We start from the raw sequence: 25,610 nt of genomic DNA on the forward strand, positions 1-25,610 counted from the left end.
AACCCCGTCCTGCTAAGCAGGGCGGGGTTTTTTCGTTTAGGCGGTGTAATAGGATTGCTCCCACATGCGTGTGGGGCTCTTTATCAAAGACACGCATGTGACAGTCGGCATCAGTCGTCAAGCTTTATATTAAGAAGGCCCTGATAGCTACGCTGTCAGGGCTTTTTTTCGTCTGCAGAAAATTCTTTTGCCTGTAGGAATACCATCTTGTCATTGCCTTCGCTTGCGCCAGTTTCGCAAGCTCAACGCGTCAGCGCGACTCCAATGCCAAGATAGCTAAAGGGAGGGGCGATGCCATACCGCCCCAAGAAGTGTGTTTAGTGGACGCTTTAATAAGCGTCCCTCTTTCGTTAAATTCATTTTGTTCCGATCAAAAAACAAACGAAATGAACAAAAGAGGGACTATGGATACTCTAAAACTAAACTCCGCTCAAATACAAGTTGCCATTGATCAACTAACCACCCAACCTGATGGTTTAAACAACAGTCGTCAAGCTTTATATTAAGATGGCCCTGATAGCTACACTGTCAGGGATTTTTTCCGTCTGTAGGAATGCCATCTTGTCATTGCCTTCGCTTGCGCCTGTTTCGCAAGCTCAACGCGTCAGCGCGACTCCAATGCAAAAGATGGTATGCATCAGGATAATGCGTAGCCTGATATCATTGAGGTTGCCGCCTTAATGATCGTTCAGCGTTTGAGTGTCAGTGCTTTTCGACTTTGGGTGAAGTGATGCAACTTCTGATGAGTTTTTTTAACCTGATATTACATTCATATATTGTAATAGGTGATTTTATTTGAGCGAGAAAAATCAAAAATGCATTTTTCAATACTCAATAACGGTTCGATTAGCTATTTTTTGAAAAAGCTTCTCTGCTTACGTATTACAATGGGGGAGTTGTTTTTAGACAGCTAGACTTGCGGGTTAATGCTTAGATCGAGTCTATTTTAACTCATGATAAGCCTAATATAATCATGCTTTATTACTGTTAAAATAATGCTTGAAATATAAATTAGAATGCATTTTTTGTGAAAATCTATCGCTCAAAGTGCTTAAGTGGGATTTTTCTTTAAAAATTTTAGATATATTTATAGATATTTTTTGAGATCTTTATAGTAATAAATGCTTACAATACATATAGATAGCATTTTTTTGAGATATTATATAGTACCTATTCTATCTAAATAGATAAAAATTATGGAAAACATGATTGACCCAGCGACTGAAAGCGGACTACAATCAATTTCGTTTAAAAGAGTTGGCAATATTTATGTCCAGAGTTGCGAATATTACGTCATGTATGTTCGGTCCTGTTAAGTCATAAGTAATACCGAGTTTTTTTAGCACTATAACGTAGATGATTTACATCTTCGTATAAATTAACTTAACCTACAGGATAAACAGACATGTCTGACGTAGTAACTGGTACAGTAAAATTTTTCAACGAAACTAAAGGTTTCGGTTTCATCACTCAGGATCAAGGTCCTGATGTTTTTGTTCATTTTTCTGCAATCAACACTTCTGGTTTCAAAACTTTGGCTGAAGGCCAAAAAGTTGAATTCCAAGTAGCTCAAGGCAAAAAAGGCCCTGAAGCTCAAAACGTTACTCCTTTATAAGGTAACGTTGCTGAGGATACTCTCAGCAGTGCGAATGCTAAAAAGCGACTTTTAAAGTCGCTTTTTTTGTTTTTATAGGTTGGTATTTGATTCGTTTAAAGCTATAAGAAGGCCTTTGCAATACCTTCAATACTTTAAAGTGCTGGCTAGATGTTCTGAGGGAGGAAAGTATGGCTACGAAATCATTGCAAGAACAGCTATTAGGCGTAGGGCTTGTTGATAAAAAGAAAGTTAAGAAATTAAAGGCAGAATCTTTACAGCTCAAGCAGAAAATTAAAAAAGGTAAAGCCTTAGCGACTGGAGATGATGGTCGCCAAGAAGAGTTGAAGCGTCAAAGGGAGGAAAAGGCTGAGAAAGATAGGGCTTTGAATATGGAGCGTCAGAAGCTTGCTGAGCAGAAAGCTATACAGGGGCAAATTCGACAAATGATAGAGCAAAATCGAATTCGAAAGCAGGATGGAGATATTGCTTATCATTTTACAGATAGTAAAAAGGTAAAGCAGTTATATATTAGTCAATCCATGCACGATGACTTGAGCCGAGGTAGATTGGCAATCGTTAAGCTTGAGCAGCAGTATGAACTTATTCCAGAGCCTGTTGCTGTAAAGATAACTGAGCGTGATCCATCTTATGTGCTTGTTTGTAATAATCGTGTTGAGAGTGTAGATGATGATCCTTATGCTGACTTTCAGATACCTGATGACTTGATGTGGTAAAATATAATTTTTATGCTTGGAGGGCTTTTTTGCCCTCTATTCCCATTTTTTTACAATTCCTTTACTCTTTTCGTTGTTTGCTTTGATAGTTTTCAAGCAATATTAAGTGCCTATTTAACGATGTGTTTCTAGTGTGATTATTTAGTAGGTTATGCATTCAGTTAATTTATGCACATTCCGAGCAAATTATTTTTAGTCTATTGGTTTTTTTGTTTTTTAATGGCTAATTTCTATACGGAAAATCCTTTTTATATGATATATTTCACGAAATAAGCATTTATAGTGGATACTTGATGCAATTAGCTTGCATGTGGTTGTCTATTTCTATGAAATGTTTAAATTGTTTGATTGTTGCTTGCACATATCAAGCGCCTACAAGAAAAGCGTACACACATTTAAAAGGGAAACGAGAATGAAAAAATCGATTATTGCTATTGCTGTATCAAGTGCAGCACTTGCTTCTGTATCAGTTCAAGCTGCTGAAGGTTCTACAGTAGATGTTTACGGTAACATCCAGTACGCATACGTTGACAAAGAAGCTGGCGGAAACTTCGAAGACAATGGTTCAACTATTGGCTTGAAAGGCGACACGAAAATCAACGACGATTTGACTGCTTTCTTCAAATATGAAATTGAAATCAAAGCTGATCAAAAAGCTGGCCTTGCAGATTCTGGTAAATCTAACTTAGACCAAGCTTATGTTGGTTTGAAAGGTTCTTTCGGTAAAGTTCAAATTGGTTCGTTTGATACTATCTACAACAACGCAATCCAAGATAATATCAACCAATTCGAGTATTTGAGCCCAACAAAAGCTGCTAATTCGTCAGAAGGTGACACTATTGCTTTCTTTACGCCTTCTATGAGTGGCTTTGAAATGCAAGTAGCTATTCAAGTTAAGGGTAAAGCTAGTGAAACAAATACTGCAGGTAATCCTAACGGCGATAAAATGTCGAGCATGACTGTTTTGAAATACTCAACAGATATGTTCTCTGTTGCCTTGGCTCATGATACTCGTAGCAACATTGCAGGTCCTACTACTTCTAAAAATGCTAAAGCGACAACTGGTCTAGCTTTGACTGTTTTGCCACTAGAAAATCTTTCTGTTACTGCTAAATACGAAACAACAGAAAGTACTCAGGATATCCTAGGTCTAGCTGCTCGTTACGGTTACGGTGCTGGTGACGTATATGCTTCTTACCAAAATGTAGATCCTGATGCTGCTGGTTCTAGTAGCTTTAACGAATATGCTGCTGGTGTAACTTATGACCTAGCATCAAATGTTTATGTATATGCTGAATTGGGTGAGTTTGAAAATGCTAAATCTAGCACTACAGACACTCAAACAGCTGTTGGTGTTTACTACGGTTTCTAAGATCTTCTCCTAGAGGATTTTATTTACTCTAAGGCTCCTATCTAATAATAAGGTGGGAGCCTTACGTTAAGTAAGATCATTCAAGGTTCCATATTTCTTCTCTTGTAGGCGGATTTGTTGGAACATTTTTCAGCATCAGGTGGTAACATCTGATGCTTTTTTTATGTCTGATGTTTGGGCTTTGATAATAATAAAAACTTGATTGTTATTTGATCAAACCGTTAAACTAATTTTTTTAATATAAGATTGGCGGTCGGTTATGCTTAACATGGATTTTGCTCAGACAGTATTCATGGATACGGATAAAATTAATTGGATCGCCAGTCCTATGTCTGGTGTTTATAGAAAGCCTTTAGCAAGAGAGTGGGCTGAGCGAGGTCATGCAACGAGTCTTGTTAGATATGAGGCTGGCTCGGTATTTCGTCCTCACCCACATCCTCTTGGAGAAGAAATACTGGTTTTAAATGGTGTTTTTTCGGATGAAAAAGGTGATTTTAAAGCAGGAAGCTATTTTAGAAACCCTCCCGGTAGTAGTCATGCTCCTCATAGTCGTGATGGCTGTTTTTTATTGGTCAAATTACATCAGTTTCAAGTTTCCGATTTAAATCAAATCTATGTAGATACTCCTAATATCTGGTCATCTCAAAAATCCGAAGTTGTTCCTCTTTACGAATTTGGCGCTGAGCGCGTTTGGTTTGTTCGTATTCAGAATGGTGAAGATATATTAAGTGAATTGGACTTAGCGACTTCCGTTGAGTTATTTATTATATCTGGGCAAGCTGAGTACGGAGCTATTCAAATGGCTTCAGGAGCATGGCTACGTGAGCCTAGCTTCAGATTAGACCATTGGGTTGTGCCGTCAAATTGCTTTATTTGGTTAAAGTCAGGCCATTTCTAAATCCTACTATTCTTTATTGAGACTTAAATGAAAAATATTGTACCTGAGCAAGATAGAGTTTATTTACCTATTGCTGAAAGTAATCAAGTATATCCAGTTGGTCGTGTTTATTGTGTTGGCCGTAATTACGCTGAACATTCAAAAGAAATGGGTGATGACCCAGAAAGAGATCCACCATTCTTTTTTGCAAAAGATTCCTCTTGTGTTGTACCCGCTGGCTTTTCTGAATCAACTCTTATTACTTATCCCATGGCTACATCACAGTTTGAGTATGAGGTAGAGCTTGTTATTGCGATAGGAAAGGGTGGTCGTAATTTAACGCTGCAGCAATCTAGAGAGGCCATTCTCGGTTATGCAGTAGGTTTGGACATGACTCGTCGAGATCTTCAGTCGCAAGCTAAAAAGAAAGGGCGTCCTTGGGAGGTGGGTAAATCATTTGATGAGTCTGCACCAATAAGCCCTATTTTATTAAAAACAGACTTACTTGCTGATAATGTTTCAAAGGCTGAAATTGGATTAAAAGTTAATGGTGATCTTAAGCAAATTAGCCATGTTACAAACTTAACTTGGTCTATTGAGGAAGTTATTTGTAAGTTGTCAGAGGTCTTTGAGTTACGACCAGGTGATTTAATTATGACGGGGACGCCTGAGAATGTCGGGGCTGTAGTTGTTGGAGATGAAATGCAGGCTTGGGTTGAGCATTTAGGTGAAATAAGAGTTCGTGTTACTGATTGAATTCAATAAATTTTTCTGACAGCTCTTTTGCTGCTGGATGTTGATATTCTGTCAATAACTGGATCGCAACTTCAGCAGTGCAAAGGCCAATGTCTTTTTGATTGCGGCGTTTTTTGTAGGCAGACTTTATGTTTTGAATCTCATAATGTCTGAATTTTTGTAAATAGGGTGATTGGTTATATATTTTTCGAGCTTGTTGCCAAGTTCCATCAAGAATAATGATGTTGTCTATAGATTCGGTGATATTGGCTTGAAATCTATCTTGCTCATCGTTGCAAAGATAAATGAGTAGAGTGTTACTAGGTGAGAGTTTCAAAATATCTTTATTGGGCGAAACTCTAGACCAGATAATGATTTCGCATTCGTTTTGGAGTGCTTCTTTTACCAGTCTTCCTGTTCCTGAGGGCTTTTTGAGCTCTTCACTATGTGTAATTAGCCAAATCTTCATTAGTATTTTTGTTTCAATAAATCGGTAATTATACAGGTCTCTAGATGAACTAGAAAATAAAAAAAGCTTAATATCGGCTTGGCTATAAATGATCCAAACCGACATCAAGCTTTTATACAAGGTAGAGTTATTCTTTGCCAATAGAGCCTATTTTATGAATGGATAAATCTGCCCCGTTAAATTCATCTTCTTCACTAAGACGTAATCCGCTCACTAATTTAACTATTCCATAAACAACGAATCCGCTTAGTGTTGCAATTGCAATTCCACCAGAGCTCCCTACGAGCTGAGATAAGAAGCTAACGCCACCTAAGCCCCCAAGTGTCTCAGATCCAAAAATACCTGCTGCAATGCCTCCCCAGGCCCCACAAACACCATGCAGAGGCCAAACACCGAGAACATCATCTGTGTGTTTGAATTTTTGCTGAATAATAGTAAATAACGTAGTAAATATTGCACCAGCAAATGCTCCTGTGGCTAAAGCGCCAATAGGGTGCATGATGTCGGAACCTGCGCATACGGCAACTAAACCTGCTAAGGGACCGTTATGGATAAAGCCTGGGTCATTTTTTCCAAATAACATGGCCGCTATGATGCCGCCAACCATCGCCATTAAAGAATTAACAGCCACTAAGCCGCTTATGCCATCAAGCGTTTGTGCTGACATGACGTTAAAACCAAACCAACCTATACAAAGTATCCAGGCGCCTAAGGCCAAAAATGGGATGTTTGACGGTGCAAATGCGACTAATTTTCCGTGTCTAAAACGGCCTCGACGTGTACCAAGTAGGATAATGGCGGCAAGAGCAACCCAGCCCCCAAAAGCATGAACGACAACGGAGCCTGCAAAGTCATGAAAAGGCGCCCCGTATTGTTTTTCTAGCCAATTTTGAAGGCCATAATTTCCATTCCATACAATGCCTTCAAAAAATGGATAGGCAATACCAACAATTATCGCTGCAGAAATTAGCATGGGATAAAATTTTGCTCGTTCAGCAACACCACCAGAAATTATGGCAGGTATCGCCGCAGCAAAAGTCATGAGGAAAAAAAACTTTACTAAACTATAACCATGTTCCTGTGATAATACCGCTGCGCTGTCAAAAAAATTGATGCCATAGGCAATTTGATAGCCAACAAAAAAGTAAACGAGAGCCGAAATTGCAAAATCAGTCATTATTTTGACTAAAGCGTTTACTTGATTCTTATGTCGTACCGTTCCCACTTCTAAAAAAGCGAACCCTGCATGCATGGCAAATACCATTATGGCGCCAAGCAGTATAAAAAGAGTATTTGAACTGGAAACTAGCATCTCTACTGCACTGTTTGTGGATGTCAAAGGTGGCTCCTAACGTTTGTTTTTGCACCGAAAAGGTTTGCTATTGTCCTTAAATGCTCTTTTTTGGGGCTTTATTGGTTTTTTAAGATTGGTTAATTGAAATTTATTTTGGATTAAGCAATAACTGTTCCATTTATGCTTTTATTTGGTGCTATTTAATTGGACTCTTCCTAAATTGCACTGTTTTGAAGTTTTGGGCGTTTTTGTTGTTTTATAGCTTAGTATGGTTGTGGTTTTTGGTTGGCTTTATAGGATAGGGCTGATAATTTGGTTGAGTGTTATTACTTTTTTTAACAATACTTGTTTTTCATCTGCTTTCTATTTTATTTTTTACGACTTATTATCGATAAGTTGGTGTATTTTTTAAGATAAATCTTAACTTAATATGCTTAACATTAAGAAGTTACTCAAGCTTTAAGAGCTTTTAGCATAGTTAAAAGATTGCCTATTTAAGGGCAACATAAATAATGAGGTTGTTATGTCAGGTCAGTTAGTATCAGGTATTGTTAAATGGTTTAATGATGAAAAAGGATTTGGTTTTATTGAACGTGAAGGCGGACCTGATGTTTTCGTTCATTTCCGTTCAATAAATGGTAGTGGTCGTCGCACTTTGCAAGAAGGTCAAAAAGTAACGTTCGAAGTGACTCAAGGTCAAAAAGGTCCTCAAGCTGAGAATGTTACTCCAGTTTAATTGAGTCCTAATCGATCAAAAAAGCCATGCCTATAAGCTTCTTGTTTTTTATAAGATGTTTATAGATAGCATGGTTTTTTTATATGTGAGATTTGTATTATAAAAATCAGGAGTTTTTTTTGTTACCCATTCTATATTCGTTCAGACGTTGTCCATATGCAATGCGCTCTAGATACGCTCTAGCTGAATTGGATGTCTCTGTGTATTTGCGCGAGGTGGTTTTAAAGTCTAAACCGCCAGAATTATTGCTATTAGGAGGGCGCTCGACGGTTCCTCAGTTAATTGACCTTGATGGGACGCGATATCCTGAGAGCTTGGATATTATTTTTTGGGCTCTAGCACGGGCTAGTGATAAGCAAAAGGCTGATGAATTGTGGCCTGCAGACAGTCAGAAACGGCATCGCATAATGTCTTGGGTTACTTACAATGATCATTTTTTTAAGTATTGGCTGGATAGATATAAATATGCGGATCGACACCCAGAGCTTAGTGAAGACTATTATCGAGGTAGAGGAGCGGTATTTTTGTCTCGACTGGAAAAGCGTTTAGAAAATAGGGCATTTATAGCAGGTGAGACGAGAAGTTTGGCTGATATTGCTATTTTCCCCTTCATCCGTCAGTTTGCAGCGGTGAATCCGAAATGGTTTGATTTGTCTGAGTACACTAATGTGAAACGCTGGCTTGCTTATTTCGTAAACTCGGATAGGTTCAGCTCTGTGGTCATGGCAAAACATCCTGCTTGGCACGCAGGGCAAGAAAATACTCTGTACCCTGCTTCCTAAGTTATTTTGGTTTATATCAATCCACTAATCCAAAGGTAGCCCAGTATAAAAAGCCAGGGTCAGCATCGCTTGGTAGCTTTAGAGTGATAAAGTTACCATTATTGTCAACGTATGATGTGTGTGGAAAGTTTTGTTTTAGTACTGCTAGATTTGTTTGAGCCAAATCTGTTTGCTTCAAATCATTGTATGATTGAATGCTTATGGCCAAAGCTTCTTCTACTGAGCGTGTACTCGGATAGTGCTGAATTACTTCTTGGCTGCGACGTAGTGCAGAAAGCGGTGCTTTTCTTTTTAGGTAATAGCGCGCCACTTGCAGTTCGTGACGGGCTACCATTTCTCGCAAATAGTACATGCGTGCTTTTGCATCAGGAGCATAAGTGCTTTCAGGAAAGCGAGATGTAAAATCTGCAAGTTCATTAAATGCTTTGGCAAGCTCTTTCGAATCTCTCTCACTTGGATCAAGGTTCAAATAGCGAGACATTAAGCTTTCTGCGCCTTTGTAGGTCGATAAAGCACGCATATAATAAGCATAATCCACAGAATCGTGTTCTGGATGGTTTTTGATAAATCGCTCTGCTGATGCATGAGCAGCGATGAAATCGCTTGCTTCCATTTGCGCGTAAATTAAGTCTAATTCCGCGCGAGTACTAAACTCACCAAATGGATAGCGAGAATCTAAATCTTTCAGATGTTTAATGGCGGTAGTAGGAAGATTTTCTTTCAGAGCTTGCTGAGCTTTGTCGTAATAGACGCGCTCAGGTAGGTCTGGTTCTCGTACCTGTTTGCTTGAACAAGCAACAATGAATAAAGAAAAACTAACTATTCCAGAGAATCGGAGTAAAGAGTTATAAAATCCCATGTATAATCAAAACCTTGATATGGTAGTAGATAAGCCTTAATCGGCATTTTGTAGCGTTATATTGCGAAAGATGATGAAGTGCAAGGCGCTACACGTTTTTTCACATTCAAGCTCAATGATAAATTTATTGGGCTGAAAACAACAGACTAAAGTACATTGTATGGCAGAGCGCATAGTAAAAGAAGCCCAAGTCCCTTTTGATTTGGGTGGTAATCGTTTCGATCAGATCGCTACAGAATTGTTTAGTGACTATTCTCGATCGCGTATACAGAGCTGGATTAAAGAAGGTGTCTTGAAGGTCGATGGTAAAATCACTAAACCAAAAGAAAAATTATTTGGTGGTGAAGTGGTGACATTGGACATCGTTATCGAAGCTCAAGAAGAGCATGAAGCTCAAGCAATGGATCTCGATGTAGTTTATGAAGATGATGACATCATGATCATAAACAAGCCTGCGGGTTTGGTTGTGCATCCTGCGGTGGGCAACCGAGATGGCACCTTAATGAACGCGATCCTTCATCATGCACCAGAGACGGCTCATATTCCACGTGCTGGTATAGTGCATCGCCTTGATAAAGAAACCACTGGTTTGATGGTGGTAGCTAAGACATTGGCAGCACAAACTGATCTTGTGATGCAGTTACAAGAGCGTAGTATGGGTCGTGAATATGAAGCTGTTTCTATTGGTGTGATGACTGGCGGTGGTGTTGTGGATGAACCTATTGGTCGTCACCCTCATAATCGCCAAAAACAAGCAGTAGAGCCTGTTAATGGTAAAGATGCTGTAACGCACTATCGCTTAGTTGAGCGCTTCAAAAATCACACGCATATTCGTTTAAAGCTAGAAACAGGGCGCACTCATCAGATTCGTGTTCATATGGCGTTTATTCAATATCCGTTGGTTGGCGATCCTCAATATGGTGGTCGTTTGAAAATGCCTAAGGCGTGTTCTCCTGAGCTGCAGGATGAACTACGTCATTTTCGTCGGCAAGCATTGCACGCTAAAAAATTAGAATTGTCTCATCCTATTACAGGCGAATGGATGGAATGGGAAATTGACTTGCCAGATGATATGAAGAAACTATTAGATGCTCTTAAGAAAGATATGGTGGAGTCAGGTAGTAACGACTCTGAGTATTTCTAATTTTGTCGTGTTATAAGGGCAGCTTCGAGCTGCCTTTTTTTATTCTTTTTTGGAGATAGTTATGTCTTCTCATGCCTCGTCTTATATTAGCCCTACTTGGCCTGCGCCTTCCTCTGTTCGTGCTTATGTTTCTACCCGGATTGGTGGAGTTAGTAGCGTACCGTTTGATAGTCTGAATCTAGGTCTTCATGTACAGGATGATCCTGCTGCGGTTCAGCAGAATCGCCAACTGTTCGCTTCTTATATTGATATGCCGGATTCAACGACTTGGCTAAATCAGGTGCATGGAACGGATGTGGCCTGCTTGCCTTGTGAGTCTTTGCCCGACAGTGCTGATGCGGCTGTATCTCATACTAAAAATCAAGTTTGCGCTGTACTAACGGCGGATTGTTTACCGGTATTTTTCTGCAATCAAGCTGGGACGCAGGTCGCGGTTGCTCATGCTGGTTGGCGTGGGCTTTGTGCTGGTGTTTTGGAATCCACCTTGGCTAAGTTTGACGAAAAAGAGAATGTTATGGTCTGGTTCGGGCCGGCTATTGGGCCAAATGCTTTTGAAGTCGGAGATGAGGTACGAGAGGCATTTGTGTCTGTTATTCCTGATGCCGCGGCGGCTTTTAAACCTGCGCAGGAAGCGGGGAAGTGGCTAGGTGATTTGTATTTATTGGCGAAACAGCGTTTAGTGGTTGCTGGCGTTATGCAAATATACGGTGGCGACTATTGTACATTTACCGATGAGGCGCGTTTTTATTCCTATCGGCGTGATGGTAAAACAGGGCGAATGGCTTCTGTTATTTGGGTTGCTGAGTAGATAATTCTCTGTTTTATTGATGGGTGTCAAAAAAATGACACTACGGAGCTTGAAAATTCATTTTTAAAGGCTATTAAGCTTTTAATTGAAATATTCCATCTTATTTTACAAAGGATGTCAGGTCATGCGTATAGATCGTTTAACCAGTAAATTACAACTAGCACTTTCCGATGCCCAATCCGTTGCCCTTGGGCAAGATCACTCCTATATTGAGCCACTTCATTTGATGATAGCTCTGTTGGATCAACAGGGGGGGAGTACTCGTCCAATTCTTCAGCAAGCAGGTATTCCTGTTGCTAAATTCCGTGAGAGCCTGAATGATCTATTGTCTCGTCTTCCAAAAGTAAATGATCACGACGGCAATGTGCAGATGTCTCCAGAGTTGGGGCGATTGCTTAACCTAGCCGACAAAGAGGCACAGAAGCGAAAAGATCAATATATATCTTCTGAGCTCGTGTTGATGGCGATGTTTGATGGTAAAGATGACCTTGCAAAAAGCTTAAAAGCAAGTGGCGTCACTAAGGCAGATATTGCAGTGCTAATTGATAGTATTCGTGGTGGTGATTCGGTAAATGATCCTGATGCAGAGGAAAATCGTCAAGCATTAGATAAATACACCGTTGATTTAACCGCGAGAGCAGCAGAAGGTAAACTTGATCCTGTTATTGGTCGAGATGATGAAATACGCCGTACGATTCAAGTTTTGCAGCGTCGGCGTAAGAATAACCCTGTTTTAATTGGTGAGCCAGGCGTGGGTAAGACCGCTATCGTGGAAGGTTTAGCGCAGCGAATTATTAATGGCGAAGTGCCTGAAGGACTGAAAAATAAGCGTGTTTTGTCTCTTGATATGGCTGCTTTGATTGCTGGTGCTAAATATCGAGGTGAGTTTGAAGAGCGCCTAAAAGCTTTGCTTAATGAATTAGCAAAACAAGAGGGCCAAGTAATTTTATTTATCGATGAAATCCATACTATGGTGGGGGCAGGTAAATCTGAGGGTTCAATGGACGCTGGTAACATGCTTAAACCAGCTCTTGCTCGCGGTGAGTTGCATTGTGTTGGCGCGACGACATTGGATGAGTATCGCCAATTTATTGAAAAAGATGCAGCATTGGAAAGACGATTCCAAAAAGTACTGGTGGAAGAGCCAAGTGTATTGGATTCCATTGCTATTTTACGTGGTCTAAAAGAGCGCTATGAAGTCCATCATGGTGTTGATATTACCGACTCTGCCATTATTGCGGCCGCTAAGCTTTCGCAGCGCTACATTACAGATCGTCAATTACCGGATAAGGCGATTGATTTGATTGATGAAGCAGGCAGCCGTATTCGTATGGAAATGGATTCTAAGCCAGAAGACATGGATCGTTTAGAGCGTCGCTTGATTCAATTGAAGATTGAAAAAGAAGCGCTTAAAAAAGAAAAGGATAAAGCGTCTAAGCTTCGTTTAGAAGAGTTGGATGTTGAAATTGATAACTTGCAGAAACAGTTTTCTGATTTAGAAGAGATCTGGAATGCTGAAAAAGCTGCAGTTCAAGGTGCTCAAAAACTCAAAGAAGATCTTGAAACTGTGCGTCATGAAATGGAAGAAGCTCGTCGCAGTGGTAATTTAGCAAAAATGTCAGAGCTCCAATATGGCGTAATTCCAATGTTAGAGGCTGAAATAGAAAAAGCCAGTAAGGCGGAAGAAACGACAGAAACGCGATTGCTGAAAAGACGTGTTACTGAGGAAGAGATTGCGACAGTTGTTTCGCGGTGGACTGGGATCCCTATAGATAAAATGTTGGAAGGCGAGCGAGATAAACTGCTGCGCATGGAAGACGCGCTGCATGAATCAGTTATGGGTCAGGATGAAGCTGTTTTGGCGGTTTCTAACGCCGTTCGTCGCTCTCGTTCTGGTTTGGCTGATCCGAATAGACCGAATGGCTCTTTTCTCTTCTTGGGCCCTACTGGTGTGGGGAAAACGGAGTTGTGTAAATCTCTAGCGCGGTTCCTTTTTGATACTGAGCAGGCCATGGTTCGAATCGATATGTCTGAATTTATGGAAAAACACTCTGTTGCTCGTTTGATTGGTGCGCCTCCAGGCTATGTAGGTTATGAAGAGGGGGGGTATCTGACTGAAGCGGTAAGACGCCGACCTTATTCAGTGTTACTACTTGATGAAGTTGAAAAAGCGCATCCTGATGTTTTCAACATTCTTTTGCAGGTTCTGGACGATGGTCGATTAACTGATGGGCAGGGGCGTACTGTAGACTTTAGAAACACTGTGATTGTTATGACGTCGAACTTGGGTTCTGATTTGATTCAAGAGTATCGGTCTGCTGATCAATATGAAGAAATTAAAGCGAAAGTGATGGAAGTGGTTGGAATGCACTTCCGTCCTGAGTTTATTAACCGTATCGATGAGACTGTTGTTTTCCATCCATTGATGAAGTCACAAATTAAAGGTATTGCTACAGTTCAGCTCTCGCATTTGAATGACAGATTAGCTGAAATGGGGATGTCTTTGGTGTTAACGGATGCCGCATCAGATCAGTTGGTTGAGGTGGGTTATGATCCTGTATACGGTGCTCGTCCGTTGAAACGTGCGATACAGAAATGGATAGAAAACCCACTGGCAAATGAGTTGCTATCAGGGCATTTTGTCATGGGGGATAATATTGTCGCTGATGTTTCTGAAGGGGTGATTGGCTTCTCAAAAGCTAATTAGTATTGCCTCTAATATTTTACAAATGAAATAAAAAATCCCGCTGAAGTGTTTTGATTTCAGCGGGATTTTTATTTTGAAAGCTAATGGCTAAGATTGGAGCCTAGAGAGCTAATAATTAGAAGTCTACGAAAGCACCAATGAATACACCAGTGAACTTCGCATCAAAGCTTGAGCCATCGATATCGTCTATATCATGGTGAACTTTGCGGTAGCCTGCTTCTAGGCCGCCAAAATATAGTGGTTGAAATTTCACTTTAAGCATGGTGTCGGTAATACTGGCATCGCTGCCGCCGCCAGCCTTAAATTCACCACCGACGGAAATACTTGTACCCGGTAGGGAAACATAAGCAGATAGGTAGCCTAGTGGGTAGGAGTCACTAACATCTGTAGAACCGATAGAGCCATCAATGCTGCGTAGAGTAATACCTGCATCTAGATCTAACCATAAAAGGCCGTCTAGGAATTCGTAGTAAAGTGTATAGTCGTTATAAGACGTGTCTATTTTTGTGCCGCTTTCTTTGCCTTCTAACTCTTGGTGTTGAATGCGGAAATTAGGAATCAGTGGGATTGGGTGTTCGACAGCAACACCAAAGTAGGTGTTAAAGTCTTCGCCATCATTGGTTATGTAGGAGCCAGCTTCAGCGGTTAAACCAAGTACATCAGCGTGAGCAGCACTTGCCAACAAAGCGGTCGAAAGTAAAAGAGCTGATTTCATAATTAGTGTCCATATATCGAGTGATAAATTTTGTCTAATTATAGGTTGAAGAGAAGTAAAAACCAATGAAATAAGGAGAAGATATGGTTTATTGTGAGGAATATTTACATAGATGGCTGGGGTAGAAGGATTCGAACCTACGCATGACGGGATCAAAACCCGTTGCCTTACCGCTTGGCTATACCCCAATAAAGGATTTCTTTTATAAGTTGGTGGCTATGACTAGATTCGAACTAGTGACCCCATCATTATGAGTGATGTGCTCTAACCAACTGAGCTACATAGCCTTAACTGTATATCTATTACTGATTATCTATCGATGGCTGGGGTAGAAGGATTCGAACCTACGCATGACGGGATCAAAACCCGTTGCCTTACCGCTTGGCTATACCCCAATTATCAAATTGGTGGCTATGACTAGATTCGAACTAGTGACCCCATCATTATGAGTGATGTGCTCTAACCAACTGAGCTACATAGCCTTTAGTCTGTTGGCTGGGGTAGAAGGATTCGAACCTACGCATGACGGGATCAAAACCCGTTGCCTTACCGCTTGGCTATACCCCAACAGACTGACACAAAAACAGTTTATATGAATCAATCTACTGCCTCTGTGGCGCGATATTATTCATATAACCCGTTAATGGGTCAAGTGTTTTTCTAAAAATGTTTTATTATCTGTTAAACATTAAAGCGGAAATGCATGACATCGCCATCTTTTACTATGTAGTCTTTCCCTTCAAGGCGCCATTTACCCGCTTCTTTAGCGCCACTTTCACCCTTGTATTGGATGAAATCGTTATAGCTGATGACTTCTGCACGGATGAAGCCTTTTTCAAAGTCCGTATGGATCACACCAGCAGCCTGTGGGCCTGTTGCGCCTTGTTTGACTGTCCAAGCACGTACTTCCTTTACACCAGCTGTAAAGTAGGTCTGAAGGCCTAGCAATTCATAACCTGCACGAATCACTCGATCCAGCCCAGGTTCTTCCATGCCCATCTCATCAAGGAACTCTTGCATCTCTTCTGTATCTAGCTCAGATATTTCTGCTTCAAGTTGATTACAGATAGGTACTACCATTGCGCCTTCAGCTTCTGCTATTGCGCGAACTTGATCAAGGTGCGGGTTATTTTCAAAACCATCTTCAGCAACGTTAGCAATGTACATGGTTGGTTTCGTTGTAAGAAGGTGTAAAGAACGGACTTCTTTTTTCTGCTCATCAGACATTTCCATGGAGCGAACAGGTAAACCGTTTTCTAGGTGTTCTTTGATACTTTCTAGGAATGCTTTATGGGCAATAGCTTCTTTGTTGCCGCTTTTAGCATTTTTTGCAGTGCGGAATAGTTGCTTGTCGATGGATTCGATATCAGCAAAGATCAACTCAAGGTTAATAACTTCAATATCTAGTTTTGGATTGACATGGTTTGAAACGTGAATAACGTTCTCGTCTTCAAAACAGCGAACAACGTGAGCAATAGCATCGGTTTCCCGGATGTTAGCTAGAAACTTGTTACCAAGGCCTTCACCTTTTGAGGCGCCTTCTACGAGGCCTGCAATATCAACAAACTCCATTGTAGTTGCTAGAACACGTTCAGGTTTTACTATTTCAGCTAGTGCGTCTAAGCGTGGATCTGGCATAGCAACAACGCCAGCGTTTGGCTCGATAGTGCAGAACGGAAAGTTTTCTGCGCCAATGCCAGCTTTGGTTAATGCATTAAATAGAGTCGATTTACCAACGTTAGGTAGCCCAACGATGCCGCAATTAAAACCCATAGTGAGATTCCTAATAATTAAATGATTATGCTTTGAAGCTGTGTAGCTGATTCATTACGGCATTTAGATTGCCGCGAACGATATCATCCACATAGCGTAATGATTCGTCGATTGCTTGTTCTATTTTAGTGTAATCGTCTGGAGCGGCCTTTTTCAGAACGTAATTGGCAACTTGGCTTGCATGGCCGGGGTGTCCGATGCCGATTCTGAGGCGACCAAATTCTCTATTGTTCGCCAGCTTTGAAATAATATCTTTTAATCCGTTGTGGCCACCATGTCCACCGCCTTGTTTTAATTTGGCGGTACCAGGGGGGATGTCTAGTTCATCGTGAATCACAAGGACTTCTTCAGGAGGGATTTTATAAAACTGGCAAACAGCCTGAACCGCTTTACCGCTTAAATTCATATAGGTGGTGGGAATAAGGAGATAGCACTCTTCACCAGCTATATAAACTTTGCCAAATTGGCCAAAAAATTTTTTCTCAGAACGAAGAGAGCATTGGCTCTGACGAGCCAATGCCTCAATCCACTGAGCGCCTGCATTGTGGCGAGTGTTCTCGTATTCGCTGCCTGGATTTCCCAAGCCTACTAATAATCTGAAACCTGCCACAATACTGCCTTCAATGAGATCTTAACGTTTAGACTTACCAATACGAGCGATAGGTTGGTCGTGATCTTCGCCTTTAAGCAAAGACACAAGCTCTACGCCTTCAGGAAGGATAACATCAGACAAGTGGAAAATTTGATCAAGTTGGCCTTTGATCACGTCTACTGTCAATACTTCAGGAAGGTTTGCTGGTAGGCAACGAACTTCAGCCAATTTAGACTCAACAGTCAAACGACCACCTTGCTTACTAACACCTTCACTTTGTGCCGCATTGATGAAGCTTAAAGGAACGCGTGTAGTGATTGCTTTATCAGCTTGAGCGCGCTGAAGGTCCATGTGCATTACAGCGCCAGTTGATGGGTGGCGTTGTAGTGCTTTAACAAGAACTTGCTCAGTTTTGCCTTCTACAGTTACTTCAACTAGGCCTGTTAGGAAGCCTGGAGTGCCAACAGCTTTAAGTAGCTCGTTGTCTTTGAAAGAAATAGATACTGGAGCAGTCTCACCGCCATAAATAACAGCTGGCACTAGGCCTTCGTTACGAAGGCGGCGGCTCGCACCTTTACCTTCTTGAGTACGTGCTACGGCATTAATAGATAATGACATGGTATTTTCCTAATAATAAATAAAGTTTGTGCCCAGAAATGCGACCCGTTCCGAGCGTTAGTGTTTGGCTTAGGCCCCAAACATGGCGCTGATAGACTCTTCGTTGCATACGCGACGAACAGCCTCAGCCATAATGTCAGACATCGACAATTGGCGTATTTGAGGGCAGTTAAGCGCCTCTTGTGTTAATGGGATGGTATCAGTCACGACCAACTCATCAAGCACGGAATTTTTAATGTTTTCAATAGCTTTGCCAGATAGTACAGGGTGAGTGCAGTAAGCAAGTACTTTGGCTGCGCCATGCTCTTTTAGGGCTTTTGCAGCGGCACACAAAGTGCCACCAGTGTCACACATGTCATCGACTAGTACGCAAGTTTTACCTTCTACATCACCGATCAAATGCATGATCTGTGCTTCGTTTGCACGTGGGCGACGTTTATCAATGATGGCTAAGTCTGCATCATCAAGTAATTTTGCAAAAGCTCGAGCTCGAACAACACCGCCAACATCTGGTGAAACAACCGTGATGTTTTCATGGCCTTGGCGCTGTAAATCATCAAGTAACAAAGGTGTTGCATAGACGTTATCAACAGGGATATCAAAAAAGCCCTGGATTTGGTCTGCATGAAGGTCAACAGTTAAAACGCGGTTGATACCCACTGCGGAAATCATATCTGCAACCACTTTTGCTGTAATTGGCACACGAGCAGAACGTACACGACGATCTTGACGAGCATAGCCAAAGTAAGGGATGACAGCTGTTACTCGAGTGGCAGATGCGCGGCGTAAAGCGTCTGCCATAACGATAAGTTCCATTAAATTGTCATTACTAGGTGCACATGTAGATTGGATAATAAAAACGTCTTTACCTCGAACATTTTCATTGATCTCGACCGTAATCTCACCGTCGCTAAACTTACCTACGGTTGCATTTCCAATAGGTAACCCTAGGCGGCGTACCACCCTGCGAGCGAGTTCAGGGTTTGCATTACCGGTAAAAACCATCAACTTGGACACTGTATATACCCTTTGTATTTTGTAGCGATGACTATTTATTAGCCAAGAAAAGACTGGCTGAGGTGGTGTTTTATATGTGGCACACCTCGATTTTGCTCAATCCACTGGTTTAGCGCAGCGTGTGTTGGAGAAGTGTTACAGCCACGGCAAACCCAACTCTGCCATTTTGTCGGTGTAGACGATCTTACTCGTTCGGCGTCGCGCAAATTATCGAATGCTAAAAATAGACAAGCACCTGTTCCTGTAAGCTTCGCGTCACCATAATTTTTCAACCATAGATACACTTCATTCACCTCAGGATTGTGCTTTTTTACCACGTCTAAGCAATCATTATGCCCACCCAGCTTCAAGGCGTGCGATATTCTGATGGGAGGGGTGTCTCTTGTCAAATATTTATCGGTAAATATTTGACCAGTTGAGACGTGACAATTGGGCTTAATGAGCAAAAAATACGGTGTATCTAACTCGACTTTTTGCAGCTTCTCTCCAACGCCTTCGGCAAAGGCTGCGAACCCCATGACAAAAACAGGAATGTCGGCACCTAATTGCACGCCTAATTCAGCTAGCTTTTCCAAAGAAAGCTGGCATCCCCATAACACGTTTAGCGCTAGTAAAGCTGTTGCTGCGTTTGAGCTGCCGCCACCAATTCCACCACCCATAGGTAATTGTTTTGTTAAGATAATATCGATGCCGAATGTTGAATCTTTCTTGAACGGTGTCAGTAATTTTGCCGCTTTATAAATCAGGTTATCTTCTGTAGGGAGCTGCTCAATAATAGGTGAAATTGTGATTTGGTTATTTCTTGTTAGTGAAAAATCGAGCGTGTCACATAAATCGATAAACTGAAACAATGTTTGTAGTTTATGATAGCCGTCTTCTCGTCGACCTGTAATGTGTAAAAATAAATTTAATTTTGCAGGAGAAGGTAGTTGCATCTTGTTTACTGAATAGTCCATTGGTTAATGATCAGATTGACTCTAAATGGAGGGTTTGATACCTGCATTTTTTGCGGTAAAGACAAACCATCTACCTTAGTGAAGTTGCTATAGGTAATAAGCCAGCCATCTTGTTCTATTTTATTTGGCAATTGACTGTCTGGGTCTTTGCTTATTTTAGCCGCAGAATTTGGATAGGCTAGTCCCCTAATCCAATAGGTGACTTGGTTGACAGGGAACTCCCAGCCTAACTCTTGTTGTAGTAAGGTCTCTGGATTGTTGCCTGTGACGACGGTATCTTCATAGGCTAATGTCACAACGCCATCATTTGATTGGTTTAAGTGAGTCGCACCTTGTCCGAAAGGACCAACGATACTTAAGGCAAATGTTTTTGGATCTTTTTGCCAATTGAAGTTGCCGGAAACAGCATCATTTTTTGTTCGTATACCCACTCTACCAGATGTTTCCCATTTCGAAATGGCGCTAACACTTTCTGGCGGTGGTGTTGTAGGTCCTGTTGGTCTGGAGCTACAGGCGCTAATAAGTGCGATAAAAGCAAGAATACAGAGCGTGCGATAAGTCATGACGTTTTGTCCTGTTTTTGTTCTTCAAGTAACGACGGTGACAGTCGTTTAATGGTGTCGAGTAAAAGTGGTGTATCGGGTGAAGTTTCTAAAGCCGCTTCCCATACGGCTATTGCTTCTTTGTAATGGCGTTGTTTCCATAGTGATTCGCCATAATGAGCTGCTATTTCAGCGTCTGGTAGAATGGACCAAGCTTTTTTCAAATAATAAGAAGACTGCTCAAACTCTCCTTTCAGAAAGAACCCCCAGCCAAGGCTATCAATAATAGCGGGGTCACTGTCTGCTTTTTCATAAGCCGACTCAATGTACTTCATGGCTTCATCTATTCTTTTGGTTCGGGTAAGTAACGTATAACCGAGAGCGTTTAAGTACTGCGGATTGTCCGGATCCTTTTGCAGTAAGGTTGTTAATTCTTTCTCCGTGACCTTCCACATCCCTAGAGTGTCAGCGAGTAGTGCTTTTTGGTAGCGCAAAGCGTCAGATTCTGGAAGTGCGATAAGAGCATTACTGATCAATTCGAATGATAAATCAGTATGGCCTTTTTCTTCATGAAGACGACCGATAGCAGCAACTTGCTCAGGCATGTTTTCTCGCGCTGTTCTACTTAATACCATGTTATTGATATCATTTTCTTTGTTGTCATCATAAAGCCATAGGGCTATTTGATTAGTGGCATTGGTGCGTAAGGCGCCGTTAACTTGTTCCATCACTTTTATAGCTTGTGCTTTTTTGTCTAATTGAGCTAGCGCGATGGCTGTTAAATACTGAACCTGATCGGATAGTCCTAGTTGTTTTTCGGGAAGATGGTTGGCAGCGGCTAATGCTAATCCTGGTTGGTTGTGTTCCAGTAGGGTACGCATTAAATTAATGCCAACTTGTAGTTTTTCTGGCGTTTCTAAATTTGTTTTTTGATAAATCTCGGTAGCAATCTTTGGTTGTTTATTTTCAACTAAGAAGTCGATCAACGGTGTGATTAATCTGGTATTTTTGGGGAAGTGTTTAGAGGCTGTTTGTAATGTTTTTATTGCTTCATCCGTCTGGCCAAGACTTTTTTGGCTAAAGGCTAAAATGAGATAAAGTGCTTCGCTTTTCTCTGTATTGGGTTTGGCTAATAGTTGCTCTGATGTATTAATAGCAAGCTGGTATTTACCTGAAAGTAGTAAAATATGTGCGTAGCTTACTTGTATGTACTGATTGTTTTTTAACTCTGGCGACAGTGCATAAATTGCAGATTCTATGGTATTGACTTGATCACTATCGCGGACATTATCTTCAAGATAGATGGGTAAGAAACGTAGTGATACTTTATGTCTAATCGCGTTCGTTAGTAGAGTCGTTACTTCCTCTGCGCGGTTATCTTTGATGAGAACCTGTAGCTTTAAAGAATAAGCCGTTGCTGATGTAGGATCGACAGAGAGCCACAAGTTTGCACTTCTTTCTATATAAAGGTGATTTTGAGAGACTACTGCAATGTGTGTCAGTCTTTCGATCAAAGTGATATCGCCAGACTGGCTGGCTAATTCGTAGAAAGCTTCAAAGGCTTTGTTCGGACCTTCTCTTTGTAGGGTGAATTCGGCATTGAGTAATTCCTTAATTTTGCCCTGATTAGCAAAGGTCTCAGCTTTAGGCGTATCTACGCTGGGTGATAAGGTGTTTTGTAGGGCTGTATTTTGACTGCATGCGCTTAGAAGCGGCAAGCTTAGAAGAGTGAAAAATAATAAAACCCCTTTTGTAATGGGCTTTTGGGAGGCCTTCTTGTGTGCAGGGCCTAAAACAACAGGCATATTTTTTCTCGATGCTAAATTCATACAACCCTTATGGTATCGTTAGCTGCTCTTTATGTCAGTCATAACTATAAACTAATCCTATTACTTTTATTGAGTATATGGGGTGCGAAAAAAAGCTAATTTCTCGTATAATGTGTCTTCTTTATGTAAAGAGTCATGTTGGAGCAATGCTTGTTCTTGTCATTACCTTAAGATCTCGATTTTTGAGAAGAGTCCTGAATGCCGCTAATCACTGTAGGTATAAATCACAAAACTGCGCCGGTTTCGATACGTGAGCGTGTGGCCTTTGCGCCTGAAAAGATGATCGATGCCTTGTCTTCTCTGATATCTGAGAATAAAGCCAATGAAGCAGTAATAGTATCGACCTGTAATCGCACCGAGTTGTATTGTTCGGTTGAAGATCTTAGTAAGGTGGATGACGTGATTGCTTGGCTTGGCAAATATCACGGAATTGCTTTACCTGAGCTACAGCAATATTGTTATACGCACGCTGATGACGATAGTGTTCGTCATGTTATGCGAGTGGCATCAGGATTAGATTCATTGATTCTAGGCGAGCCTCAAATTCTTGGGCAGGTAAAGTCTGCTTATGCGGTTTCGCAAGAAGGCTCTTGTATTGGTCCTGAGCTAGAGTCTTTATTTCAGCGTACTTTCTCTGTTGCTAAACGTGTACGTACCGATACAGCCATTGGTGAAAACCCTGTTTCTATCGCGTTCGCCGCAGTGAGTCTTGCACAACGTATTTTTGCGGATATTAGAAACAGTACTGCTTTGTTAATTGGGGCAGGCCAAACCATTGAACTAGTAGCCAGGCATCTTAAAGAAAATGGTATTAAACACATCATTGTGGCCAACCGAACCTTGGCGCGAGCCCAAATTTTAGCTGATGAGCTAAATGCTGAAGCCATTATGTTGGGTGACATTGGTGATTATTTATCACAGGCTGATATCGTTATCTCTTCTACTGCAAGTCAGTTACCTATTATTGGCAAAGGCATGGTAGAGCGCGCAACGTCGCAACGTCGTCATTCGCCAATGTTGTTAATTGATATTGCTGTCCCTCGTGATATTGAGCCAGAAGTGGAAGAAGTAAACGACGCGTACCTTTATACAGTCGATGATCTTCATTCAGTGATTGAAGAAAATGTAAGAGCAAGGCAAGATGCGGCGAAAGCGGCCGAGCAGATGATCGAAGAAGGGGTTGATTCTTATCGACGAGTGGTTGAGTCGAGAAAAGTATCTGACCTAATAGTGACCTTTAGGCAATCCGCTGAGGCCATAAAAAATACAGAACTGGAAAAAGCTCTAAAAGGTCTTGAAATGGGACAGTCTCCTGAGCAAGTTCTTAATAAACTTGCTCATGGCTTAATGAATAAGCTCATTCATGCGCCAACACGCTATCTGCGTGATGCTGGTGCCGACGCCGATCAAGACGCATTAATCATTGCCTCAAGTGTATTGGGCATTTACGAAGAAAAAGATAATTAAAAAATGAAAGAATCCATAAAGTTAAAATTAGAAAGTTTATCTGATCGCTATGACGAGTTAGCCGCACTATTAGGTGTTGCTGAAGTCATTATGGATCAAGATTTGTTCCGTGCTTATTCCAAAGAGTACGCAGAGCTTGAACCTGTTGTTAAGTGTTTTAATGAGTTTCAGCAAATAGATGAAAATATTGCCGAAGCTGAATTGATGATGACGGATGCCGACCCAGACATAAAAGAAATGGGTGTGGAGGAATACAAAGCCGGTCTGGCACAAAAAGAAGAGCTTCAGCTGGTACTGCAAAAGTTGCTTTTACCTAAAGATCCGAACGATTCTCGTAATGTGTTCTTAGAAGTGCGTGCTGGTACTGGTGGTGATGAAGCGTCTATTTTCTCTGGTGATTTATTCCGTATGTATTCTCGTTATGCAGAGACGCAACGTTGGAAAGTTGAAATCGTCAGTGCAAGCGATGGTGAGCATGGTGGCTATAAAGAAGTGATTGCTCGTATCGTTGGTGAAGGTGCTTATTCTAAATTGAAGTTTGAGTCTGGTGCTCATCGAGTCCAGCGTGTTCCGGCAACGGAATCGCAAGGACGTATTCATACGTCTGCTTGTACCGTCGCTGTGATGCCCGAAATGGATGAAGTGGATGATATTATCATTAACAAATCCGATTTACGTATTGATACTTTCCGTGCCTCTGGAGCGGGTGGTCAACACGTTAACAAAACAGACTCGGCTATTCGTCTGACGCATATTCCAACGGGGGTTGTGGTTGAGTGTCAGGAAGAGCGTTCGCAGCATAAAAACCGTGCTAAAGCCATGTCTTTGCTTGCGTCTCGCTTGCAAGCGGCAGAGTTAGAAAAAGCGGCAAGTGAGCAATCTGAAACACGTAAATCCTTGGTCGGTAGTGGCGATCGTTCTGAACGTATCCGCACATACAACTACCCACAAGGCCGAGTGACTGATCATCGCATCAATTTAACTTTATATAAATTAGATGAAATTGTTGCTGGTGAATTAGACTCATTGATCAACCCGCTAGTGAACGAGTTTCAAGCGGAGCAGTTGGCAGCGTTAAGTGGCGACAATTAATCTGAATAAATAAAGGTAATCATCGCATATGCGAATTGATGAACTACTAAAAGGCGCTTACGAGCGCCTTATTTTTGTCTCTGAGACGGCTCAGTTAGATGCGCAGTTATTGCTTGCTCATGTCTTGGCTGTATCAACTTCCTATTTTTATACCTGGCCAGAAAAACTGGTCAGTACGTCAGACGTAGAGCGTTTTAATGGCTTATTAGCTCGACGAGAGCTTGGGGAGCCTGTTGCCTATTTGTTGGGGCAGCAGGCATTTTGGAACCTAGACCTTGAGGTTGCTCCTTGTACTCTGATTCCTCGAGCTGACACTGAACGGCTGGTGGAATTGGCTTTGTCTGTGCTTGATATAAGCAAAGTGAATCGCATTCTAGATCTTGGTACTGGAACAGGCGCAATTGCCTTGTCGCTGGCGTCAGAGCAGCCTAAATCGACTGTTATGGGTGTGGATCTGGTTGAGGATGCCGTGGCTTTAGCTAAGCGTAATGCGCTACGTAATAAACTCAGCAACGTGGATTTTCTGCAAAGTAGTTGGTTTGATGCATTGGAAGGTTGCGAGCCATTTGATTTGATCGTGTCAAATCCGCCATATATTGACCCTGATGATGAACATTTGTCACAAGGTGATGTGCGTTTTGAACCTAAAAGTGCCTTGGTGGCTGATAATCATGGTATGGCAGACATTGAGCATATTATTGAGGTTGCCCCTAAGTTTATGCAGCAAAATGCTTATCTGATGTTTGAGCATGGTTATGATCAGGCTGCATCGGTTCGAAAATGTTTCATTGAGGCTGGCTTCGCTGCCGTCGAGAGTTTTCAAGATTTCGGTGGTAATGATCGGGTTACCATTGGGCAATATAGTTTAAAGAAGTAAGCGCTAGAGTTAGCGCTT

At 41.5% G+C, this 25,610-nt stretch carries 24 protein-coding genes and 5 tRNA genes; 13 read left to right on the forward strand and 16 right to left on the reverse strand.

Going from position 1 to position 25,610, the window contains the following annotated elements:
- Positions 1–1,405 precede the first annotated feature (1,405 nt).
- From B6N13_RS17030 to B6N13_RS17050, 5 genes are all read left to right on the forward strand, one after another.
- Positions 1,406–1,615 (forward strand): cold-shock protein, encoded by a 210-nt coding sequence (locus tag B6N13_RS17030; RefSeq protein WP_012071288.1) that lies wholly within the window; start codon positions 1,406–1,408, stop codon positions 1,613–1,615.
- A 170-nt stretch (positions 1,616–1,785) separates the two neighbouring features.
- A complete protein-coding gene (locus B6N13_RS17035; RefSeq protein WP_169460080.1) occupies positions 1,786–2,331 on the forward strand; it encodes a DUF2058 domain-containing protein in 546 nt (181 codons plus the stop codon).
- A 412-nt stretch (positions 2,332–2,743) separates the two neighbouring features.
- Positions 2,744–3,703 carry a porin gene (locus B6N13_RS17040; RefSeq protein ID WP_169460081.1) on the forward strand — a complete coding sequence of 320 codons (960 nt, stop codon included), beginning with the start codon at positions 2,744–2,746 and terminating at the stop codon, positions 3,701–3,703.
- A gap of 259 nt (positions 3,704–3,962) precedes the next feature.
- Complete coding sequence (locus B6N13_RS17045; protein WP_169460082.1) at positions 3,963–4,601, forward strand: cupin domain-containing protein; 639 nt, start codon at positions 3,963–3,965, stop codon at positions 4,599–4,601.
- 27 nt (positions 4,602–4,628) lie between these two features.
- Positions 4,629–5,336, forward strand: a complete 708-nt coding sequence (locus B6N13_RS17050) for a fumarylacetoacetate hydrolase family protein (RefSeq protein WP_169460083.1) — start codon at positions 4,629–4,631, stop codon at positions 5,334–5,336.
- On the opposite strand, the gene B6N13_RS17055 is transcribed toward B6N13_RS17050, so the two are convergent.
- A complete protein-coding gene (locus B6N13_RS17055) occupies positions 5,326–5,889 on the reverse strand; it encodes a tRNA-uridine aminocarboxypropyltransferase (RefSeq protein WP_248280376.1) in 564 nt (187 codons plus the stop codon). The genes B6N13_RS17050 and B6N13_RS17055 overlap by 11 nt on opposite strands.
- A gap of 22 nt (positions 5,890–5,911) precedes the next feature.
- On the reverse strand, positions 5,912–7,123 hold the full coding sequence (locus tag B6N13_RS17060; protein ID WP_012071282.1) for an ammonium transporter: 1,212 nt from the start codon (positions 7,121–7,123) through the stop codon (positions 5,912–5,914).
- A gap of 478 nt (positions 7,124–7,601) precedes the next feature.
- On the opposite strand from B6N13_RS17060, the gene B6N13_RS17065 reads away from it, so the two are divergent.
- Positions 7,602–7,814 (forward strand): cold-shock protein, encoded by a 213-nt coding sequence (locus B6N13_RS17065; protein WP_012071281.1) that lies wholly within the window; start codon positions 7,602–7,604, stop codon positions 7,812–7,814.
- Positions 7,815–7,933: 119 nt separating this feature from the next.
- Entirely contained in the window at positions 7,934–8,596 is a 663-nt protein-coding gene (locus B6N13_RS17070) for a glutathione S-transferase (protein WP_169460084.1), read from the forward strand.
- A 16-nt stretch (positions 8,597–8,612) separates the two neighbouring features.
- Here the strand turns inward: B6N13_RS17070 and B6N13_RS17075 are convergent, their stop codons facing one another.
- On the reverse strand, positions 8,613–9,455 hold the full coding sequence (locus tag B6N13_RS17075; RefSeq protein ID WP_012071279.1) for an outer membrane protein assembly factor BamD: 843 nt from the start codon (positions 9,453–9,455) through the stop codon (positions 8,613–8,615).
- Between the two features lie 160 nt (positions 9,456–9,615).
- Here B6N13_RS17075 and rluD point away from each other — a divergent pair, with 160 nt between their 5' ends.
- The 3 genes from rluD to clpB all read left to right on the forward strand — a co-directional run bounded on the left by rluD (position 9,616) and on the right by clpB (position 14,114).
- Positions 9,616–10,599 carry a 23S rRNA pseudouridine(1911/1915/1917) synthase RluD gene (gene rluD / locus B6N13_RS17080; protein WP_012071278.1) on the forward strand — a complete coding sequence of 328 codons (984 nt, stop codon included), beginning with the start codon at positions 9,616–9,618 and terminating at the stop codon, positions 10,597–10,599.
- Between the two features lie 61 nt (positions 10,600–10,660).
- Positions 10,661–11,407: a peptidoglycan editing factor PgeF gene (gene pgeF / locus B6N13_RS17085; RefSeq protein WP_169460085.1), complete on the forward strand. Its 747-nt coding sequence runs from the start codon at positions 10,661–10,663 to the stop codon at positions 11,405–11,407.
- A gap of 124 nt (positions 11,408–11,531) precedes the next feature.
- Complete coding sequence (clpB, locus tag B6N13_RS17090; RefSeq protein ID WP_012071276.1) at positions 11,532–14,114, forward strand: ATP-dependent chaperone ClpB; 2,583 nt, start codon at positions 11,532–11,534, stop codon at positions 14,112–14,114.
- A gap of 115 nt (positions 14,115–14,229) precedes the next feature.
- On the opposite strand, the gene B6N13_RS17095 is transcribed toward clpB, so the two are convergent.
- The 13 genes from B6N13_RS17095 to B6N13_RS17155 form a co-directional block, all read right to left on the reverse strand.
- Positions 14,230–14,829, reverse strand: a complete 600-nt coding sequence (locus B6N13_RS17095; RefSeq protein ID WP_012071275.1) for a TIGR04219 family outer membrane beta-barrel protein — start codon at positions 14,827–14,829, stop codon at positions 14,230–14,232.
- 113 nt (positions 14,830–14,942) lie between these two features.
- Positions 14,943–15,017 (reverse strand) — tRNA-Gln (locus B6N13_RS17100).
- Positions 15,018–15,039: 22 nt separating this feature from the next.
- Positions 15,040–15,116 (reverse strand) — tRNA-Met (locus B6N13_RS17105).
- A 33-nt stretch (positions 15,117–15,149) separates the two neighbouring features.
- A tRNA-Gln gene (locus B6N13_RS17110) sits at positions 15,150–15,224 on the reverse strand.
- A gap of 10 nt (positions 15,225–15,234) precedes the next feature.
- Positions 15,235–15,311: transfer RNA gene (locus B6N13_RS17115), tRNA-Met, on the reverse strand.
- 10 nt (positions 15,312–15,321) lie between these two features.
- Positions 15,322–15,396 (reverse strand) — tRNA-Gln (locus tag B6N13_RS17120).
- A 114-nt stretch (positions 15,397–15,510) separates the two neighbouring features.
- On the reverse strand, positions 15,511–16,602 hold the full coding sequence (ychF, locus tag B6N13_RS17125; protein WP_012071274.1) for a redox-regulated ATPase YchF: 1,092 nt from the start codon (positions 16,600–16,602) through the stop codon (positions 15,511–15,513).
- Positions 16,603–16,627: 25 nt separating this feature from the next.
- Positions 16,628–17,212 (reverse strand): aminoacyl-tRNA hydrolase, encoded by a 585-nt coding sequence (pth, locus tag B6N13_RS17130; protein ID WP_012071273.1) that lies wholly within the window; start codon positions 17,210–17,212, stop codon positions 16,628–16,630.
- Positions 17,213–17,233: 21 nt separating this feature from the next.
- Complete coding sequence (locus B6N13_RS17135) at positions 17,234–17,812, reverse strand: 50S ribosomal protein L25/general stress protein Ctc (protein WP_012071272.1); 579 nt, start codon at positions 17,810–17,812, stop codon at positions 17,234–17,236.
- A gap of 69 nt (positions 17,813–17,881) precedes the next feature.
- Positions 17,882–18,829: a ribose-phosphate diphosphokinase gene (locus B6N13_RS17140; protein WP_110577430.1), complete on the reverse strand. Its 948-nt coding sequence runs from the start codon at positions 18,827–18,829 to the stop codon at positions 17,882–17,884.
- 38 nt (positions 18,830–18,867) lie between these two features.
- Positions 18,868–19,785, reverse strand: a complete 918-nt coding sequence (ispE, locus tag B6N13_RS17145) for a 4-(cytidine 5'-diphospho)-2-C-methyl-D-erythritol kinase (RefSeq protein WP_169460086.1) — start codon at positions 19,783–19,785, stop codon at positions 18,868–18,870.
- Entirely contained in the window at positions 19,770–20,348 is a 579-nt protein-coding gene (gene lolB, locus B6N13_RS17150) for a lipoprotein insertase outer membrane protein LolB (RefSeq protein ID WP_169460087.1), read from the reverse strand. The genes ispE and lolB overlap by 16 nt, the downstream gene beginning before the upstream one ends.
- Positions 20,345–22,132: a tetratricopeptide repeat protein gene (locus B6N13_RS17155; RefSeq protein ID WP_248280377.1), complete on the reverse strand. Its 1,788-nt coding sequence runs from the start codon at positions 22,130–22,132 to the stop codon at positions 20,345–20,347. Before B6N13_RS17155 ends, lolB begins: the two co-directional genes overlap by 4 nt.
- A 222-nt stretch (positions 22,133–22,354) precedes the next feature.
- Here B6N13_RS17155 and hemA point away from each other — a divergent pair, with 222 nt between their 5' ends.
- The 3 genes from hemA to prmC are packed head-to-tail and all read left to right on the forward strand — an operon-like array spanning position 22,355 to position 25,592.
- On the forward strand, positions 22,355–23,623 hold the full coding sequence (gene hemA / locus B6N13_RS17160) for a glutamyl-tRNA reductase (RefSeq protein WP_169460089.1): 1,269 nt from the start codon (positions 22,355–22,357) through the stop codon (positions 23,621–23,623).
- A 3-nt stretch (positions 23,624–23,626) separates the two neighbouring features.
- Positions 23,627–24,715 carry a peptide chain release factor 1 gene (gene prfA / locus B6N13_RS17165; protein ID WP_012071266.1) on the forward strand — a complete coding sequence of 363 codons (1,089 nt, stop codon included), beginning with the start codon at positions 23,627–23,629 and terminating at the stop codon, positions 24,713–24,715.
- A 28-nt stretch (positions 24,716–24,743) separates the two neighbouring features.
- Positions 24,744–25,592: a peptide chain release factor N(5)-glutamine methyltransferase gene (gene prmC / locus B6N13_RS17170; protein WP_169460090.1), complete on the forward strand. Its 849-nt coding sequence runs from the start codon at positions 24,744–24,746 to the stop codon at positions 25,590–25,592.
- Positions 25,593–25,610: the final 18 nt, after the last annotated feature.

Origin of the sequence: Marinomonas sp. UCMA 3892 (assembly GCF_012726345.1) — a bacterium.
Taxonomy (GTDB): Bacteria; Pseudomonadota; Gammaproteobacteria; order Pseudomonadales; family Marinomonadaceae; genus Marinomonas.

Bases quoted from the DNA above. Each gene is read 5' to 3' on its own strand.
- prmC (WP_169460090.1), top strand. From the start codon at position 24,744: ATGCGAATTGATGAACTACTAAAAGGCGCTTACGAGCGCCTTATTTTT.
- B6N13_RS17095 (WP_012071275.1), bottom strand. From the start codon at position 14,829: ATGAAATCAGCTCTTTTACTTTCGACCGCTTTGTTGGCAAGTGCTGCT.
- B6N13_RS17035 (WP_169460080.1), top strand. From the start codon at position 1,786: ATGGCTACGAAATCATTGCAAGAACAGCTATTAGGCGTAGGGCTTGTT.
- B6N13_RS17075 (WP_012071279.1), bottom strand. From the start codon at position 9,455: ATGGGATTTTATAACTCTTTACTCCGATTCTCTGGAATAGTTAGTTTT.
- B6N13_RS17030 (WP_012071288.1), top strand. From the start codon at position 1,406: ATGTCTGACGTAGTAACTGGTACAGTAAAATTTTTCAACGAAACTAAA.
- ychF (WP_012071274.1), bottom strand. From the start codon at position 16,602: ATGGGTTTTAATTGCGGCATCGTTGGGCTACCTAACGTTGGTAAATCG.
- B6N13_RS17065 (WP_012071281.1), top strand. From the start codon at position 7,602: ATGTCAGGTCAGTTAGTATCAGGTATTGTTAAATGGTTTAATGATGAA.
- pgeF (WP_169460085.1), top strand. From the start codon at position 10,661: ATGTCTTCTCATGCCTCGTCTTATATTAGCCCTACTTGGCCTGCGCCT.
- B6N13_RS17050 (WP_169460083.1), top strand. From the start codon at position 4,629: ATGAAAAATATTGTACCTGAGCAAGATAGAGTTTATTTACCTATTGCT.
- hemA (WP_169460089.1), top strand. From the start codon at position 22,355: ATGCCGCTAATCACTGTAGGTATAAATCACAAAACTGCGCCGGTTTCG.
- lolB (WP_169460087.1), bottom strand. From the start codon at position 20,348: ATGACTTATCGCACGCTCTGTATTCTTGCTTTTATCGCACTTATTAGC.
- B6N13_RS17155 (WP_248280377.1), bottom strand. From the start codon at position 22,132: ATGCCTGTTGTTTTAGGCCCTGCACACAAGAAGGCCTCCCAAAAGCCC.
- rluD (WP_012071278.1), top strand. From the start codon at position 9,616: ATGGCAGAGCGCATAGTAAAAGAAGCCCAAGTCCCTTTTGATTTGGGT.
- prfA (WP_012071266.1), top strand. From the start codon at position 23,627: ATGAAAGAATCCATAAAGTTAAAATTAGAAAGTTTATCTGATCGCTAT.
- ispE (WP_169460086.1), bottom strand. From the start codon at position 19,785: ATGGACTATTCAGTAAACAAGATGCAACTACCTTCTCCTGCAAAATTA.
- B6N13_RS17135 (WP_012071272.1), bottom strand. From the start codon at position 17,812: ATGTCATTATCTATTAATGCCGTAGCACGTACTCAAGAAGGTAAAGGT.
- B6N13_RS17055 (WP_248280376.1), bottom strand. From the start codon at position 5,889: ATGTCGGTTTGGATCATTTATAGCCAAGCCGATATTAAGCTTTTTTTA.
- B6N13_RS17040 (WP_169460081.1), top strand. From the start codon at position 2,744: ATGAAAAAATCGATTATTGCTATTGCTGTATCAAGTGCAGCACTTGCT.
- B6N13_RS17045 (WP_169460082.1), top strand. From the start codon at position 3,963: ATGCTTAACATGGATTTTGCTCAGACAGTATTCATGGATACGGATAAA.
- clpB (WP_012071276.1), top strand. From the start codon at position 11,532: ATGCGTATAGATCGTTTAACCAGTAAATTACAACTAGCACTTTCCGAT.